Here is a 16,966-nt window from a genome sequence, read left to right as displayed (position 1 = left end):
CATTTTAATTAGTCGAATTTTATGTTTTTCGCAATTTCAATATCTTTTTCAACATCTTTTAATCGCATTCTCCAATCCAATTCTTTTGTTCTAGCTAACATTTGAGGGCGATAGTTTTTTTCTGATATTAATGTATATTCAGTCCAATATTCAAGAGCCTTTTCAAGATGTGTTATGGCTTTTGCTCTGTGTGATTCTACTTTAGTAGCTTTTAAGAATGCTAATTCTGTACTTGCTTCAATTTTAGATGCGTAATATTTGCCTAAATAAGCCATTGCTAACATATCATCTTTTAAGGTGATTAATTCGGCAGTTTCATTTGTACTAATTATTTTTTGAACACCTGAAATTGTTTCATCTGCAAAATTATTTAACTCTTTAGCAATTTGGTATGGAGTGATTTCATTGGATAAAGATTTATCATTTACCCCTTTTACATAGGCATTAGGACTTAGCATATTACTATCTACTAAGGTTGGATTATTCATAAACATTTCTACATTGTGAAACCCATTTCTTACATCAATACAAGCTTCAACAGACCATTGATAATCCCAGTTTTGCCAGTGGTAACAATTCACTTTTGGGATAATTTTAGATGCCGTTTGCCAAGTGGTAAACAAAATATTTGCATCTGTTCCTGGATAATGATTTTTAAGCTTGTCTATAAAAAAGTTGTTTTTAAGAGAGTTGTCGTAAGACAATCTTCCCCAAAGCATAGAGTTAAACCAGTGTTTGTTTATCTCTAATTCTCCAGATAATTTTGGGTTTTTACTATTAAATTCTTTACCCCAAACATATCCATCTGATCCCATATAGAATCCAATTGTATGTTCTTTTTGAAAATGCCCAATAAATGATCTAACATAGTCTGGATCTCCCCAACGATATACAAAAATATCATCATTACGTAAATTCCACCAAGATTTCAATTTAAACTCTTTCATCGCTTCAATATGCTCATCTGCAAAATTCAAAAAAGGAGATGAGTATAAACGAGCCTTGGCATACTTATAACTAGCATCAAATGAATCTGGATAATCCTTCCAATACTTCATTACTTTTTTTAAATTAGTATTCCAAACTCGGTGAATAAAATTAATTTTTCTATTAGGCTGTTCTTTTTTTGCGTCTAAAATACCTTGTCCGTATGTTTCCCAAATCCATTGTTCTCTTGTGTAATCACCAGCAACATCTTTCATATGTTCACCGGCGGTAACTCCAATTCCTTTAACATTTGGGTATGTAAGTAAGAACGTTTTAACAGCTTCTCTATAATAAGCAACATTTATAGGGTTGTCCATTTGATTAGTAATGCCATATTTGCCAGGTTCCTCATCCCAAATTGGTTGGTTATAGGTTCTATAAAATGGCTTAAGAGGTTTTGCAGCACCATTAGCACAAAGATTCCAAGTGAAAAAATAGATGTCAATTCCTCTATTCTTTGCATGTTCCATTACTTTTTGCCAAAATGCAATTTTTTCCTCAATAGATATCTTTTTAACCAATTTTACATTTTCAACAGTATTTGTAGAAACCATTTGAGGTTCAGCCCACTCACTTTCCAGTCCTTTTGGTTTTAAGGTAGTTACATAAACATCATTTAAAGCTATGTCTGGATAGTTTTGCATTTTAATCATTGAAGGGAAAGGGTGTGGATTCCATAATGTTAATGTGTTGTACCTGTCAATTGCCAATTTATCTAGGTATTCTTCCCAAAATTCCCATTCCCACATTTCTGCATAATTTTCTTGAGCTGCATCTCCTGTATCATCATAACTCGGAGTTCTTGCATCCAAAGGGATGTTAAATTTTATTCCGCGCTTTTTTATATACGGTTCTTTTTTTATTTCAGAAATTTTTCCGTGAAGTGTAATTTGCTCGGCGATTTCAAATCCTCCATACATTAATCCATTAGAGTCTGAAGCTGTGATAGTTATTTTACCATTGTTTTCTGATATGGTAAATCCTTCTGAAGCAATTTCATTAGGTTTTAATAAAAATTCAAATGTTATATTTTTATAATTCGAATCAAATTTTTCATTCCCTTCAAGAGCTTTTTTTAATTGCTGAACTGCAAACTCAATTTTTTGGTTTTCAGTGTCATATTTAAAATCGACTTTTTTGCTTGTAGTACAAGAGATTGTAATAATTAACAGTAATGCTGAAATAATTCTTAAATTCATATCTTTTTTTATTTAATTACACCGAAATCGTAAATTACAACTTCATTATATTTTTCTCCCGGGTTTAATAAAGTGGAAGGGAAATTTGATTGATTTGGACTATCTGGTAAATGTTCAGTTTCTAAACAAAAAGCATCATGTTGACCATATTGAATGCTATTTTTTCCGGTAAAACTCCCAATTGAATTTCCTGAATAAAACTGTACACTAGGTTGTGTTGTAGAAACGGTTAAAGTTCTTCCAGAAGTAGGTTCAATTACTTTAATAACTTCTTCTAATTTGTTTAATGGTTTGTTAAAAATATAGCAATAGTGATAGCCCCCGTGATTTAATTTATGAATGTTGTCACCAATTCTTGTCATTTTTGTTAAGTCCCAATCTGTATTTAAAACGGTTGATATTTTTCCCGTAGGAACAATATCTTCATCTATTTCAGTATAATTATCTGCTTTTATCTGAATTTTGTGATTGTAAATTTTATCTTTTAAAGCGGTTAAATTAAAGTAGCTATGTTGAGTTAGGCTTACATGTGTACTCTTATCTGTAGTTGCTTCAAATTGAACATGAATTGCATTGTTTTCGGTTAGTGTATAAGTAACATAAACGTTTAAATTACCGGGAAATCCATTAGTGCCATCTTTTGAAAAATGATGAAATTTTATTCCTTTTCCCAGTTTGTTTTTTATAATTTCTCCATCCCAAAGAGATCTGTCAAATTCATTTGCTCCATGAGAACAATGTGTTTTGTCATTTTGTTTTAGTTGATAATTAATGCTGTCAATTGTAAACTTTCCTCCTCTAATTCTATTTGCATATCGTCCAATAGTTGCACCAAAACAAGGATTTGGGTCTAAGTATTGTTGTAAATTATCAAATCCTAAAACTACATCTTCTGAAATACCATTTTTATCTGGGACTAAAATTGAGGTAATAATTCCTCCGTAATTTGTAAGTTTAACAGTCATACGGTTGTTATTAGATAGTGTGTATAAAAAAGCAGGTTTTCCATTTACTTCACCCCAATTTTCTTTTAATACATCCTGTTTATGAGACTTACAACCAATAAACATAATTATACAGATTATATATAATGAACAATATTTTAAAAGAGATGAAGAGTGCTGCGCTTCTAGTTTCATAGTGTTATTTGTTTAGGTTGGTGAATTAGGTAGAAATTAAATTTAGAGAACTTAATTACTTGAAACCAAATGTAATTACAATCAAACACTCTTCAAAAGGAATTACTTGAAATTATATTATTAAAATAATTAACAGTTATGGTTTATTAAATAAGACATTTGTTGTATAAAATATTCCATATGGGGTTATTAATATTGGACCTTAGTATTAAATTTACATTTCTAATAAAGAGATCTCAATAAATTAAGATTAATGAAGAATTTATTAAATATAGTACTTGTTATTTTATTGCTTCCATTTTCAATAATAGCGCAAGAATTTAGTAGCGGATTTGAAAATGATTTAAATACAGATTGGCTTTCAGATTCAAGTGGTATAGGACTTTCTAAGTTTGAAATTAACTCAGACTCAAAATACCAAGGGGAAAAAGGTTTTCATATGAAATTTAACCTAGCTGGTCAAAAAGGAAATTTATGGACACCAAAAAATATTAAATGGAAAAATGGAGCTACTTATAATATTTCATTTTATTATAAAGCAATAGTTGCTGGAACAAATTCAGAACCAAATATTAAAATATTTTCTAGTGAAGGAAGCAAAGTAGGTCAAATAAATCTAACGTTGTCGAGCTCTGAATGGGTAAAGTATTCTGTAAATTATACTTCAACAATTGAAGAGGCTGGTGGATATATTTTATTTTCTATAAGATCAAATGATGATGGAACAGGAGAGTTTTATTTTGATGATTTTTTGGTTGAAGAAGTTGTAAATGAATCTGCTTTTTTTAATTCCTTAAGAACTAAAGATGTAGAGTCTGACCCAAGTGTTGTATGGCAACAATTTGGACCTGGTATGAGTGGTAATAACAAATCTGCATTATGGCACCCTACTGATTCAGATGTACTGTATATTGCTCCAAACATGGGAAATGCTTACCGTTCAACTGATAAAGGATATACATATGAGACAATAATGAATCCAGACGCTCCATCTTATGGAACTGGGATAAGAGGTCCAAGAGATTTTACTTCAATGGACTATTCAAGGCAAAACCCTGATTATGGTTTTTGTACGGATGAAAATAATAAAGGGCTTTTTCATTCTACCAATAAAGGTAAAACTTGGGAACTACAAAATAAATTTGGAGGAGCCTTTTTATCATGTGTAGCAGTTGATCCTAGTAATGAAAATATATGGTATGTTGGCGCTGGAAGAATGAGAAATCTTGGTCGTATATTATTCTCCAAAGCAAAACCACACGGAACTTATACGGATGATAAAAGTGAAGGGAAAATATGGAAAAGTACAGATAAAGGTCAAAGTTGGACTTTACAGAATACAGGTTTAGATACAAAAGCTGATATTGAGACTATTCTTGTTGATCCTGAAAACTCATCAGTAGTGTATGCTTCAACAAATTATGGTTTTTATAAAAGTATAAATGGCGGACTAAATTGGGTAAAAAAAACAGTAGAACAAAATGGTTTAGATGTATTACGTTCTTTTGTAATGCATCATGATGCTACTACTGGGAACTTAACTTTTTATGTGATTAGTAGTGTTATGTGGAAGGCTAATGGAAATACAGTAGCAGATTCATCTGGGGGTATTTTTAAAAGTATAGATAGAGGTGAAACTTGGCAAAAAGTAAATGGGAATATAGCTTTAGATATGTCTCAGTTTAGCGGTAATAGCCAAATAAAAAGTAGTTATTATAAAACAATTAATTTTTTCTTTGGAATTACAAATGCGGAAAGTAAATATTCAACTTTACCAACAAGTATTACGCAACGGTTTAATACTATTACTGTTGACCCTAAAGATCCTAATAATATTTATGTGAATAATATGTATTCAAATGCTTCAGAAAATAACTTTAAACCTGGGCAGATGTGGAGATCTAAAGATGGAGGAGTAAATTGGTATGTTACATTTAGAAATGGTAAAAATTGGAATGGAGGAAATGATATAGCATATTGGAAAGGAAGAGGGAATCCAACCGGAAGTAATGTTTCTATTAAATATCTAAAACATTGGATGGATAGGGATGATTATGAAAGAAAATCGTGTAATTTTATGCGCTTTAATTCAGATGGAACAGTTTTGCATACACAAATGGCGAAAATTTCACTAATGTCTTACAATGGTGGTGATACTTGGGTTGATATTGATGATAAAGAAATTACTCCAGGGACTGAAAGTTATGTTGGGGCGGGTAATAGTAATGTTCCAGGTCACGGGTTTTTTCAACATAAATTAATTAAAGATAAAGTGTTTTGTTCAGCGGGGGAAAATACATTATGGGTTACAAATAATGAAGGTGGTAAGGTAAGAGTAGGAGCGCAAGGAGCAACTTCTTATAAAATTTTAGAAGATGAACAATCATTAAGTAATTATGCAATTCATCCAACCGATATTAATATTCATTATGCCTTATTTTTTAGACAAGCGGGGCAGGGTAAATTATATAGGTCTAAGGATGCAGGTGTGAATTGGGAACATATAGGCACACCTATTCCAAAATGGACAGAATCAGCAGGTGGAGGAGATCAATCTATTCATCAATTAAATTTAATATTTGCTGAGGATAATCCAAATTATATGTATTTCTGTGTGCCAAAGGAATCTGGTAAAATACAATATGTAGGAAATTCTGTTGGTGAATTTGGAATATTTAAATCTAAAGATGGAGGTGTAACTTGGACAAAACCAAATACAGGTTTACCAAGTTCGCTTGATGTAACTTCTTTAGCTTTTGACCCCGTAAATTCAAGTGTGTTATATGCTACAGTTCAAGGTACTAATGGCGGTTTGTTTAAATCTGTTGATAGAGGTGAAACTTGGAATGAAGTAACATCAGTATCTAATCACCTTGTTAAATATGGTGTAAATGATATTCATTTTGCAAATGACGGACTAGTTTATATTACAACTGGCCACAGTTGGTGGGATGAACATGAAGGAGGTTTATGGGTGAGCAGAGATAAAATGGCTACTTGGGAACGTCTTTTCGATTATCCATGGGTATTTAGAGTTGAAACCGCTAATTATGATTCAAAAACAATTTTAATTTCAACTTTAGGTAATAACAACGCTAATTATAAAAACCCAGGAACTTATCTTTCAAAAGATGGTGGCGAAACTTGGGCTAAAATTAATAAGGGCAACGGACAATCAGATAGAATTAATGACATAGCAATTAATAATAACGTTCCTGGTAAATATTATGTTTCTACATATGGTAGTGGTTGGTATGTTGCTACAGATACCGATGTAATTGTGGAAGAAGAAACTATTCCAACAAACAATTTTAAAATTAAAGCAACCAGTGAAACTTGCAGTTCAAGCAATAATGGGATTATTGAAATTGTAGCAAGGAAAGAATTTAACTATACGGTAAATTTAAAAGGGAATTCAATTGATAAAGAAGCCTCATTTACTAAAAATTTTACTTTTGAAGATTTAGATACAGGGGTTTATAATATTTGTATAAAAGTAGATGAAATTCCTTCTTTTGAAGGTTGTTATACAATAAATATTACAGAACCAGATGCATTAAAAGTTTCTTCAACAGTAAATAAAAGTTCTCAAAAAGTTTCAATTTATCTAAAAGGAGCTTCAAAATATTATGTGACTCTTAATGAAAAAACAATAATTACTTCAGCATCTAATTTAGATCTTGAATTGGAAAATGGAATTAATAATTTAATTGTTAAAACAGCCAAGGATTGTCAGGGTAAATATTCAGAAAAGATTGATATATCTACTTTAGGTGTGCAATTATTTCCAAATCCAGTGAAAGATGTTTTATTTATAAAAGGACTAACAAAAGAAAGTGAGTTGAAAATATATTCTACTGAAGGTAAGTTACTTAAACATTATAAAGGTGTTTTAAAAAACAATATAGATTTATCATCATTAGGATCAGGAGTGTATTTATATTCCATTATGAAAAATTCAGAAAAAAAATCAGGAAAATTTATAAAATTATAATACTATAAAATGAAGTTATTTAAATCAGGAATTACGTTACTATTAATGCTGTTATTGTTTTCAGTAAATGCGCAAAAAAAGAATATTAAGCCTAATGTTATAGTTGTGTTAGCGGATGATTTGGGGGTTGGAGATGTTTCTAAATATAGAAGAATGCATAACCCGAAAATTATTATTGAAACTCCAAATATTGATAAAATTGCTGAAAATGGTATGCTATTTACCAATGCACACGCTCCGGCGTCCTTATGTGCAACTTCAAGATATTCAATAATGACAGGTAATTATAATTATCGTAGTCCTTTACCTTGGGGAGTTTGGTCTGGTTATGCAAAAGGTGTGTTTACACCTGAAACTCTAACTTTAGGAAGGTTAATGAAAAAAGCTGATTACAATACTGCTTTCTTTGGAAAATGGCATTTAGGAACTGGGTTTAGAGATAAAAATGATCCTAATAAAATATTTGATTTAAATGGAGGGAAGAAAGTTAAACTAAATATTGATATATCTAAAATAGTATCAGGCGGACCAAAGCAAAATGGGTTTGATTATAGTTTTACATTGCCTTCAGGTATTCAAAACGTACCTTATGCAGCTTATGAAAATGATGAATGGTATCCGCTACATGAGAAATCTTTAATAGGTTTAATTGATGCTGCTTATTGCGAGCGTTTAGGATATGAATTGGATAAAAATGAAGGATTGGGAGACTCTAAATGGAATCCAAGTGAAATAGGTCCGCTAATTGTTAGTAAAGCAGTTGATTACATAAAAATTAATGCGAATAAAGAAAAACCATTTTTTATGTATTATTGTTCACAAGCTGTTCATACGCCTCATATGGCGCCAGATGAACTTGATGGTATAAAAATTAAAGGAACAACGCCATCAAAACATTTGGATATGGTGAAGGAGTTAGACGTTCAAATGAAAATGTTGGTTGATGAATTAAAAAGTCAAGGTATCTATGAAAATACAGTATTTATTTTTACTTCAGATAATGGAGGTTTACATACAGATGGAGACACTTGGGATGCAAGACACGAACCAAGTGATATTTACAGAGGTTGCAAAAATGATCCTTATGAAGGGGGAAGTAGAGTTCCTTTTATTGTTTCTTGGCCAAACAAAATTAAAGCACAAACAATAGCTAGTCAACCAGTTTTAGGAACAGATATTATGGCTACGATTGCAGCAATTTCAGGAAGTGAAATTCAAGAAGGAGAAGCATTAGATTCTTACAACTTATTACCAGTTTTAAATCAAGAAAAGAAAGTAAAATCAAGATCATTTACTATTATACAAGGAGGGTCTGGGAAAGAAGGAATGATTATAAAAGACGGTTGGAAATTAATTATTCAATTTGATAAAAAAGACAAAACATATAAAACAAGAACTCCAATTGCTTTATTTAATTTAAATAATAATATTTGGGAACACGAAGAATTTAATTTCATCAATAATTCTAAGTATAAAAATAAAGTTCAAAAATTATTGAAATTATATAATGAAACAAGAGATAGTAAAGTTAAAACAGGATATCATTTATAAATAGAAAATTCACCATAAATAAGCAAAAACAAAATGAGAAAAATACTTTTTTTAATGTATTTAGTTATACCTGCAATTTGCGGTTTGTATAACGTGGAAGCACAAGATTTAAATTTTAATGATAATTGGCGCTTTTTTAATGAAGAAGCAGAAGGAGCAGAAAAAAATAGTTTTGATGATTCAAGTTGGAGAAATTTAAATCTACCACATGATTGGGCTATTGAAGGTCCTTTTAGTGAAGAATATAATGCTAGATGTGGAGGTTTACCATTTCACGGTACGGGATGGTATCGTAAAAACTTTAAAATGGAACCTTCAGCTAAAGGAAAAGTTGTTAGAATGGAGTTTGAAGGAGCCATGTATGACGCTTACGTTTGGGTAAATGGAAATTTTGTAGGTAACAGACCTTACGGTTATATTGGTTTTGAATTTGAAATTAGTAAATATTTAAAATTCGATGGATCAGAAAATGTAGTTGCAGTTCGTTTACGTCCACAAGATTTATCTTCTCGTTGGTATCCAGGAGCAGGTTTATATCGTTCAGTTTGGTTAAAAATTGACAATCCAGTGCACGTGGAGCAATGGGGTGCTTACATTACTACCCCAACAATTTCAGAAAAATTAGGTGTTGTTCAAAATGAAACAACTATTGTAAATACGGGTAATGTTGATGCAAAAGTTCAAGTTAAGCAAGAGTATTTTTCTGCTGACGGAAAATTAGCAGCTTCAATAGATGATGAAATTACGGTAAAAGCAAATTCAAGTGAAGTTTCAGGGACTTGGGTAAATGTGGATAATCCTAAAATTTGGGATACGGAAAATCCAAATATGTATAAAGCAGTAACTACTGTTTCTCAAAACGGAAAAGTAATTGATACTTACAATTCAACTTTTGGTTTCAGATCAATTTCTTTTACTACTGAAGGATTTTTCTTAAATGGAAAGAAAATTAGATTTAATGGAGTTTGTTTACACCACGATAATGGAGCGTTAGGATCAGCAGTTTATAGAAGAGCTGACGAACGTAAATTACAAATTATGAAAAGTATGGGTGTAAATGCAATTCGTACAAGTCATAACCCACCATCAAGAGAGTTTTTAGAATTATGTGATGAATTAGGTTTGTTAGTTTTAGATGAAGCTTTTGATGTTTGGAAAGACCAAAAAGTAGAAAACGGATACAATGTATTTTTTGAAGAATGGGCTGAACGTGATATTAAAGATATGGTGAAAAGAGATAGAAATCACCCATCAGTAATTATGTGGAGTACGGGAAATGAAATTAACGAACAGCACGATAAAAAGAACGGTTGGAAAGTAGCTAAAATGTTAAGCGATTACTGTAAAGAAATTGATCCAACGCGTCCTACAACTTTAGGAATGAACAATTTTGAAGCTCCTTATAAAATGAATTTTGCTGCACAATCTGATATTGCAGGGGTTAATTATAAACCTACAAAATATGGGTATATTCACGAAACATATCCACAATTGGCTTTATATGGTTCAGAAACTTCAAGTTGTACAAGTAGTAGAGGTATTTATCATTTACCTATTGAAAAATACAAAACACACGAATCTTTACATGTAACTAGTTACGATTTAATTGGCCCACCATGGGCTTATCCACCAGATGTTGAATTTCATTTTCAAGAACAAAACCCAAACATTATGGGTGAGTTTGTTTGGACAGGTTTCGATTATTTAGGTGAACCTACACCTTATGGAGGAAAAGATAACTCTACAAATGGTTATTGGAATGGAGATTGGCCATCGCACAGTTCTTATTTTGGAGCTGTAGATTTATGTGGTTTTCCTAAAGATAGATTTTATTTATACCAAAGTCATTGGACTTCTAAACCAATGATCCACCTATTGCCACACTGGAATTGGAAAGGTATGGAAGGTGAAAATATTCCTGTTTATTGTTACACAAACTGTGATGAAGCTGAGCTTTTTGTAAACGGGAAATCAATGGGGAGAAAAGTAAAAGGGAAGGATTTAACAGAGTTAATTGTTCAGTTTATGAGATATGAAGGGGATTCTTTTCAATCTAAATACCGTTTGTCTTGGAATGTGCCTTATGAAGCAGGTAACATAAAAGTTGTTGGTTATAAAGATGGAAAACAAGTTTTAGAAGAGCAAATTAATACAGCAGGGAAACCTTCAAAAGTTAATTTATCTGTAGATAGAAGAGAAATTAATGCAGATGGTGAAGATTTAGCATATGTTACTGTAAGAATTGAAGATAAAAACGGAAACTTATGTCCTAATGCTGCAAACTTGGTGAACTTCTCTGTAAAAGGAGCTGGTGAATTAGTTGCTGTAGATAACGGAAATCAAATTAGTTTAGAGTCTTTTCAGGCAAATCACAGAAAAGCATTTAGCGGAATGTGTTTGGCAATTATAAAGTCTTCAAAAACGGGAGGGAAAATAACATTAACAGCAAAATCTAAAAGATTGAAAAGTGCTGTAGTTGTTGTTGAAACAAAATAAAAAATCAAAGAGACTGTCTAAAAAGTATTAAAACTCGTTATTCTGAATTTATTTAGCTACGCTGAATCTTAGATTTCAGAATCTCATTACGCTGATAATTAATTATTATGAGAGCCTGAATTAAGTTCGGGTTGACGAAAATTTTACTTTTTAGACAGCCTCCTTACTTAGCCGTTTCGGTTAAAATAATTTTAAGATGATTAAAAAATACATATTATTAATAATAGCTTGTATAACTTTATTTTCTTGTGGAATAAAAAAAACTTCAGAAATAAAAGATTATAAAAATTTAAGTTTTACCCCTTTAACTCCTGAAACTGTTGCAAGCTTTCAGAATAACACCAAAACAAAACAAGTATTGGTTGAACCTGATAATTTTGTTTGGGGTTTAAGTGTTGTAAAATGGGAAGGGAAATACCACGCGTATTATTCTAGATGGAACAAAAAATACGAGCATAAAGGTTGGATGACTAATTGCGAAATTGCGCACGCAGTTTCTAACAATCCAGAAGGACCATTTGAATTTGTAAATGTGGTTTTAAAAGATAAAAAAACAACAGGTTGGGATATAAATAACTCACATAATCCATATGCTACAATTGCTGAAGGTAAAATTTGTTTGTATTACATAGCAAACGATATTAAGGGTTTACTTGAAAAAGATAAGATTCAATATCCAGATGAAAAATGGTTTAATGAAAACAGGCTAACAATTAGAGATAGCCAACGAATTGGTGTTGCAGTAGCTGATAACCCTGAAGGTCCATTTGTGCGTTCAGAGAAAGTGGTGGTTGAACCTGATAATATTAAATTCAAGAAAATTGCAGTGAATCCAGCAGTAGTTTATCAAAATAATCAGTATTTAATGATTATGAAAGGAGACGATTTAAACCATGAAAAACCTTTTAGAATACAATTTGTAGGTAATTCTAAAAATCCTGAAGGTCCTTTTAAATTCAATCCAAAACCCGTGTATGCTAAAGCTCAAACGGAAGATGCTTGTATTTGGTTTGATCAAGTAATGAACAAATATTATATGGTTTGTCACGTAATGGGGAAAAAGGATTTAGCTTTGTTTAATTCTGAAAATGGATTTGATTGGAAACATGATGAAAGAAGTGTTTTTATGAAGAAAGAATTTGTACTTTCGGATGGGTCAATTTGGAAGCCAAAACGTGTAGAACGCCCATTTGTTTTAACCAATGAAAAAGGTCAGCCAATTATGATTTATGTGGCAGTTTATGATAATAACATAAATGGAAATTTAGCCATTCCAATAGAATATAAAAAGTAAATAAATAACAATGAAAAAAATAACAACACTTTTATCTGTAGTAATTGTATTGCTTGTTTCATGTAATTCAAGCCAAAAAGTTGAACAAAAAACAAAAGAACCTGAAAAGAAAAATATTCTATTTATTCTTGCAGATGATTATGGATATAACGATTTGAGTTATAGAAATGATAGTTTTTATGAAACACCAAATATTGATAGAATAGCTAAAGAAGGTACGGTTTTTAATGATGGTTATGCAAATTGCCAAGTATGTAGTCCGTCTAGAGCAAGTATTATGACAGGGAAATTTCCTGCGCGTCACGGAATTACAGATTGGATTGGAGCTCGTGAAGGTGAAAAATGGAGAGAGAAAAAAAGATATTCAAAATTAATGCCAGCTAAATATGAGCACAGTTTGTCGCTTAAAGATGTAACGTTACCAGAAGCTTTAAAAGAAGAAGGTTACACAACGTTTTTTGCAGGGAAATGGCATTTAGGAGAAAAAGGTTCTTGGCCAGAAGATCACGGTTTTGATATTAATAAAGGAGGTTGGGATGCTGGTGGACCTAGAGGAGGTTATTTTTCTCCATATGAAAATCCAAATTTAAAGGATGGGCAAGATGGCGAAAACTTAAGTATGCGTTTGGCAAAGGAAACTGTAAACTTTATGAAAGAAAATAAGGATGAAAAATTCTTTGCTTACTTGTCTTTTTATGCGGTTCACGGTCAAATTCAAACTTCAAAAGATAGATGGGAGAAATACCGTAAAAAAGCAGAGGAAAATGGTATTGCAAAAAGTTCTTTTAAAATGAAGAAATTTTTCCCAATGAGAGAAACTCAAGACAATCCTATTTATGCTGGTTTGGTAGAATCTATGGATGATGCAGTTGGTGTTGTGTTAAAAGGTTTAAAAGATTTAGGCTTGGATAAAAATACCATTGTTGTGTTTACTTCAGATAATGGAGGTGTTTCAGCAGGAGATTCTTATTCTACTTCAAATTTACCATTAAGAGGTGGTAAAGGTTTTCAATATGAAGGTGGAATTAGAGAACCTTACTTTATTAAAGTTCCTTGGTTAGAAAAAACCATTAAAGAAAATAATACACCTGTTACTGGAGCAGATTTTTACCCTACATTATTAGATTTAGTTGGCGCAAAATTAAAACCAGAAGAACATTTAGATGGGGTAAGTTTATTACCGATTTTAAAAGGTGAAACTATTGAAGAACGTCCGCTAATTTGGCATTATCCACATTATGGAAATCAAGGTGGAGAACCTTCATCAGTTATAAGAAAAGGAGATTGGAAACTAATTCATTATTATGAAGATGGTAGAGATGAATTATTCAATTTGAGGAATGATTTAGAAGAAATGAATGATGTTTCAAAAGAAAATTCAGAAAAAGTAGAAACGTTAAAAACAACACTTTTTAATTATTTAAAAGATGTTGGCGCAAGATTTCCAGAAAAAGATCCATTGTATAATGCTGAATTAGAAGCAAAGCATCTAGAAAAAATGGCTACAAAAAAATTGGAAAGTTTAGAGAAACAAAGAATGTTGTATTTATCACCAGATTTTGATCCTAAAAATGAATGGTGGGGAAGTTTTCAAACAATAGATTAATAAATAATAAATTTTATAATGAAAAATAGATTAGCAATTGTTTTAAGTGTTTTAGTAATTACATTGTTTTCTTGTGAAAAGCAAACGGTATGGAATGTTAAAGATTATGGAGCTGTAGATGATAACAAAACAATAAATACTCAGGCAATTCAAAATGCTATTGATGAGTGCAGTAAATCAGGTGGTGGAACTGTTATGTTAGATGGCGGGACTTTTATTTCTGGAACAATTTTATTAAAGAATAATGTAAATTTAAATATTACTGAAAATACTGTTTTATTAGGTAGTATAAACCCAAATGATTATCCCGTTGTAGATCCGTTTATTGATGCCACTGGTCAGTTTAGAGGTCAGTGCTTTATAGGGGCAATAGATGTTGATAATGCATCTATTTCAGGGAAAGGAACAATTAATGGTCAGGGTGAAATGTTTACACCAGCAAACGTTAAAAAAACAATTAAAAGATTAGGGATTGAAATTGTAAAACCAGATTTTTCATCTTTAATTTCAAAAGACAGTAAATATGTAAATAACGATATTCGTTATTCAAATCGTCCATTTTTGGTACGCTTAGTTCGTGCAACTAATGTAAAGATGAAAGATATTCATTTACGTCAGCCAGCAGCTTGGACTTTGCATTTATTTCAATGCGATGAATTTGAAATAGATGGTATTGATATTCACAGTCACGCAAATAGAAATAACGATGCTATTGATATTGATTCTAGCACACACGGAGTAATAAAGAATGTAACAATTGATTCTGGTGATGATGCTATTTGTTTTAAATCTACAAGCCCAAAACCATCTTCTGATATTGAAGTTTACGATTGTAAAATTAAAAGCAATTGGGGAGCTATAAAGTTCGGAACGGAGTCTATGGGAGATTATAAAAATATCACCGTTAGAGATTGTTTTATACATGATACAAGAGGTGGGGGTATTAAAATGTTAAGTGTTGATGGTGCTAATATTGACAATGTGTTAATTGAAAACATTACAATGGAAAATGTAGAGATGCCGATATTTATTCGTTTAGGAGAAAGAGGATTAACTTATAGAGGGGTTGAGAAAAAGCCCGTTGGATCTATTAATAATGTTGTTATTCGTAACATTAAAGCTAAAGTTTCTGAATTGTCTGAATTAAGATTAACTCCAACATCAGGTTTCTTTTTTACAGGAACTCCTAATCATAAAATTGGTAATATAAAATTTGAAAATATTGAAGTGAGTTTACCAGGCGGAGGAACAGATGAAGATATGAAGATTGTAGTTCCGGAAAATGAAACAGAATACCCTGAATTTACAAAATTAGGAGCTACACCAGCTTATGGTGTTTACGCAAGACATATTGAAAATCTTGAAACTAAAAACATTAAGTTTACGCTAAGAAGTGAAGATAAACGTAAAGAAATTGTATTGGTTGATGTAAATGAATAAAATTAACTTTTAAAGAATTATAAAATGGCAGTATGTTTAAAAACCTACTGCCATTTCTAGTTTTATATCAGTATTAGTTCGGTGTTGTCCTTTAACTTTAAAAATAGCCGTAAAATACTTTTTATCCTTTAAATATGTGTTTACAAAATTTTGAATACTATCCTTGTTGGTGAAATATTCAGCAGTTGCACTTACACCTATATCGTGATCTGAGAAAAATACAAAATGTTCTGAATCTCCAATGCTAGGGTATTTAGAAACAATAGCGTATTCCTCTTCTACAATAGGTGGTTTTAAATTAAAGATAGTATCTTTTAATTGCGGATGATTAGATAGGTGTAGCTCCCCATTTGCTATTGTAAAATAAGGGTTTGCTTCATTAAAAAAGTGAATAAATTGATTTTTATTTTTAATAGGTCCGGCATAAATAGCGTTTCCTTCTTTTATTACTGAAATAGAAGTTAATGTTGAAAACCGAATATCTAAATCCTGATTGTAATGTTGGTATAAACGTTCAAATTGTTGTGCCGCTAAAGCAGCCATTCTAGTTGTGTAGGTGTAATTTGCAGGTCTTATTGTGTTTTTTAGTTCTGGCTTTTCTTCAAGAAGCGCGTAAAATTCATTAATATTATTAATTTCAAAATCACGGGTCCATCCAAAACCTCCAGTTATTGTGTTTCCGGTTACTCCAAAATGATCTCCAATAATTAAATGTGTCGGTTTCTCTTTTGTAATAATAGATTTCCATAGAGAAGGTGGTTTTGGAGTTGTATTGGTATATATTAAGGCTGAAATTGTAATTAATAAACCTAAATAAGGGAGTGATTTTCTCCAACTCAATTTGTTTATAAATGGTTTTCTCACTTGTTTTTTGAAAAAACGAACTTCATATTGGCCTTTGTCAATAGTTAATTGCCAAAGATCATCTTTACCTTCAGTTTCATAATATTGTGTTATTTTTTTTCTGAGGTTGTAAACATTAACACGCACTCTAGGATTGTTTTTGTCAGAAGCCTCTTTACTGCCAAAGAAATCTAAATCAATAACACCTTCTTTTAAATTAGTTCCTTTTAACGTAGCATTATTTAAATATTGAAGTAAAGCATTGCTAGTGGAAGCCTTTTTAAAGGTATTGCTTTGTCTTATTTTAGTAACAATTTCTTGTTTCTGAATAGCTGAAAGCTTTGCAGTGATCATTTGATATTTGGTTTGATATTCAGTTAATTACATTTTTCTTTAACCGTTATAGCTACCGTTAAA

The 16,966-nt window shown here is 31.2% G+C and carries 9 protein-coding genes; 6 read left to right on the top strand and 3 right to left on the bottom strand.

Annotation, left to right across the window (positions count from 1 at the left end; all coding sequences use genetic code 11):
- Positions 1–8: 8 nt before the first annotated feature.
- The gene (locus DAD81_RS10460; RefSeq protein WP_111708208.1) at positions 9–2,186 is read right to left on the bottom strand and encodes a hypothetical protein; all 2,178 of its coding nucleotides are present in this window, start codon (positions 2,184–2,186) and stop codon (positions 9–11) included.
- An 8-nt stretch (positions 2,187–2,194) separates the two neighbouring features.
- Positions 2,195–3,325 carry an aldose epimerase family protein gene (locus DAD81_RS10455; protein WP_111708207.1) on the bottom strand — a complete coding sequence of 377 codons (1,131 nt, stop codon included), beginning with the start codon at positions 3,323–3,325 and terminating at the stop codon, positions 2,195–2,197.
- A gap of 253 nt (positions 3,326–3,578) precedes the next feature.
- On the opposite strand from DAD81_RS10455, the gene DAD81_RS10450 reads away from it, so the two are divergent.
- The 6 genes from DAD81_RS10450 (at position 3,579) to DAD81_RS10425 (ending at position 15,706) form a co-directional block, all read left to right on the top strand.
- Positions 3,579–7,319 (top strand): VPS10 domain-containing protein, encoded by a 3,741-nt coding sequence (locus tag DAD81_RS10450; protein WP_111708206.1) that lies wholly within the window; start codon positions 3,579–3,581, stop codon positions 7,317–7,319.
- Between the two features lie 9 nt (positions 7,320–7,328).
- Positions 7,329–8,870: a sulfatase family protein gene (locus DAD81_RS10445; protein ID WP_111708205.1), complete on the top strand. Its 1,542-nt coding sequence runs from the start codon at positions 7,329–7,331 to the stop codon at positions 8,868–8,870.
- A 33-nt stretch (positions 8,871–8,903) separates the two neighbouring features.
- Complete coding sequence (gene galB, locus DAD81_RS10440; RefSeq protein ID WP_111708204.1) at positions 8,904–11,366, top strand: beta-galactosidase GalB; 2,463 nt, start codon at positions 8,904–8,906, stop codon at positions 11,364–11,366.
- 196 nt (positions 11,367–11,562) lie between these two features.
- The gene (locus DAD81_RS10435; protein ID WP_111708203.1) at positions 11,563–12,660 is read left to right on the top strand and encodes a glycoside hydrolase family protein; all 1,098 of its coding nucleotides are present in this window, start codon (positions 11,563–11,565) and stop codon (positions 12,658–12,660) included.
- A gap of 10 nt (positions 12,661–12,670) precedes the next feature.
- Positions 12,671–14,266 carry a sulfatase gene (locus tag DAD81_RS10430; protein WP_111708202.1) on the top strand — a complete coding sequence of 532 codons (1,596 nt, stop codon included), beginning with the start codon at positions 12,671–12,673 and terminating at the stop codon, positions 14,264–14,266.
- A gap of 18 nt (positions 14,267–14,284) precedes the next feature.
- Positions 14,285–15,706 carry a glycoside hydrolase family 28 protein gene (locus DAD81_RS10425; RefSeq protein ID WP_245949214.1) on the top strand — a complete coding sequence of 474 codons (1,422 nt, stop codon included), beginning with the start codon at positions 14,285–14,287 and terminating at the stop codon, positions 15,704–15,706.
- A 36-nt stretch (positions 15,707–15,742) separates the two neighbouring features.
- On the opposite strand, the gene DAD81_RS10420 is transcribed toward DAD81_RS10425, so the two are convergent.
- Entirely contained in the window at positions 15,743–16,903 is a 1,161-nt protein-coding gene (locus DAD81_RS10420; protein ID WP_111708200.1) for a helix-turn-helix domain-containing protein, read from the bottom strand.
- Positions 16,904–16,966 lie beyond the last annotated feature (63 nt).

This window comes from Lutibacter citreus (genome assembly GCF_003260195.1).
Taxonomy (GTDB): Bacteria; Bacteroidota; Bacteroidia; order Flavobacteriales; family Flavobacteriaceae; genus Lutibacter; species Lutibacter citreus.
The sequence above is the reverse complement of the archived record's forward strand: the minus strand, read 5'-3'. Positions and strand labels throughout refer to the sequence as shown.

Excerpts from the sequence above, each read along its gene's own strand:
- DAD81_RS10455 (WP_111708207.1), bottom strand. The coding sequence starts at position 3,325 with ATGAAACTAGAAGCGCAGCACTCTTCATCTCTTTTAAAATATTGTTCA.
- DAD81_RS10435 (WP_111708203.1), top strand. The coding sequence starts at position 11,563 with ATGATTAAAAAATACATATTATTAATAATAGCTTGTATAACTTTATTT.
- DAD81_RS10420 (WP_111708200.1), bottom strand. The coding sequence starts at position 16,903 with ATGATCACTGCAAAGCTTTCAGCTATTCAGAAACAAGAAATTGTTACT.
- DAD81_RS10445 (WP_111708205.1), top strand. The coding sequence starts at position 7,329 with ATGAAGTTATTTAAATCAGGAATTACGTTACTATTAATGCTGTTATTG.
- DAD81_RS10425 (WP_245949214.1), top strand. The coding sequence starts at position 14,285 with ATGAAAAATAGATTAGCAATTGTTTTAAGTGTTTTAGTAATTACATTG.
- galB (WP_111708204.1), top strand. The coding sequence starts at position 8,904 with ATGAGAAAAATACTTTTTTTAATGTATTTAGTTATACCTGCAATTTGC.
- DAD81_RS10430 (WP_111708202.1), top strand. The coding sequence starts at position 12,671 with ATGAAAAAAATAACAACACTTTTATCTGTAGTAATTGTATTGCTTGTT.
- DAD81_RS10460 (WP_111708208.1), bottom strand. The coding sequence starts at position 2,186 with ATGAATTTAAGAATTATTTCAGCATTACTGTTAATTATTACAATCTCT.
- DAD81_RS10450 (WP_111708206.1), top strand. The coding sequence starts at position 3,579 with ATGAAGAATTTATTAAATATAGTACTTGTTATTTTATTGCTTCCATTT.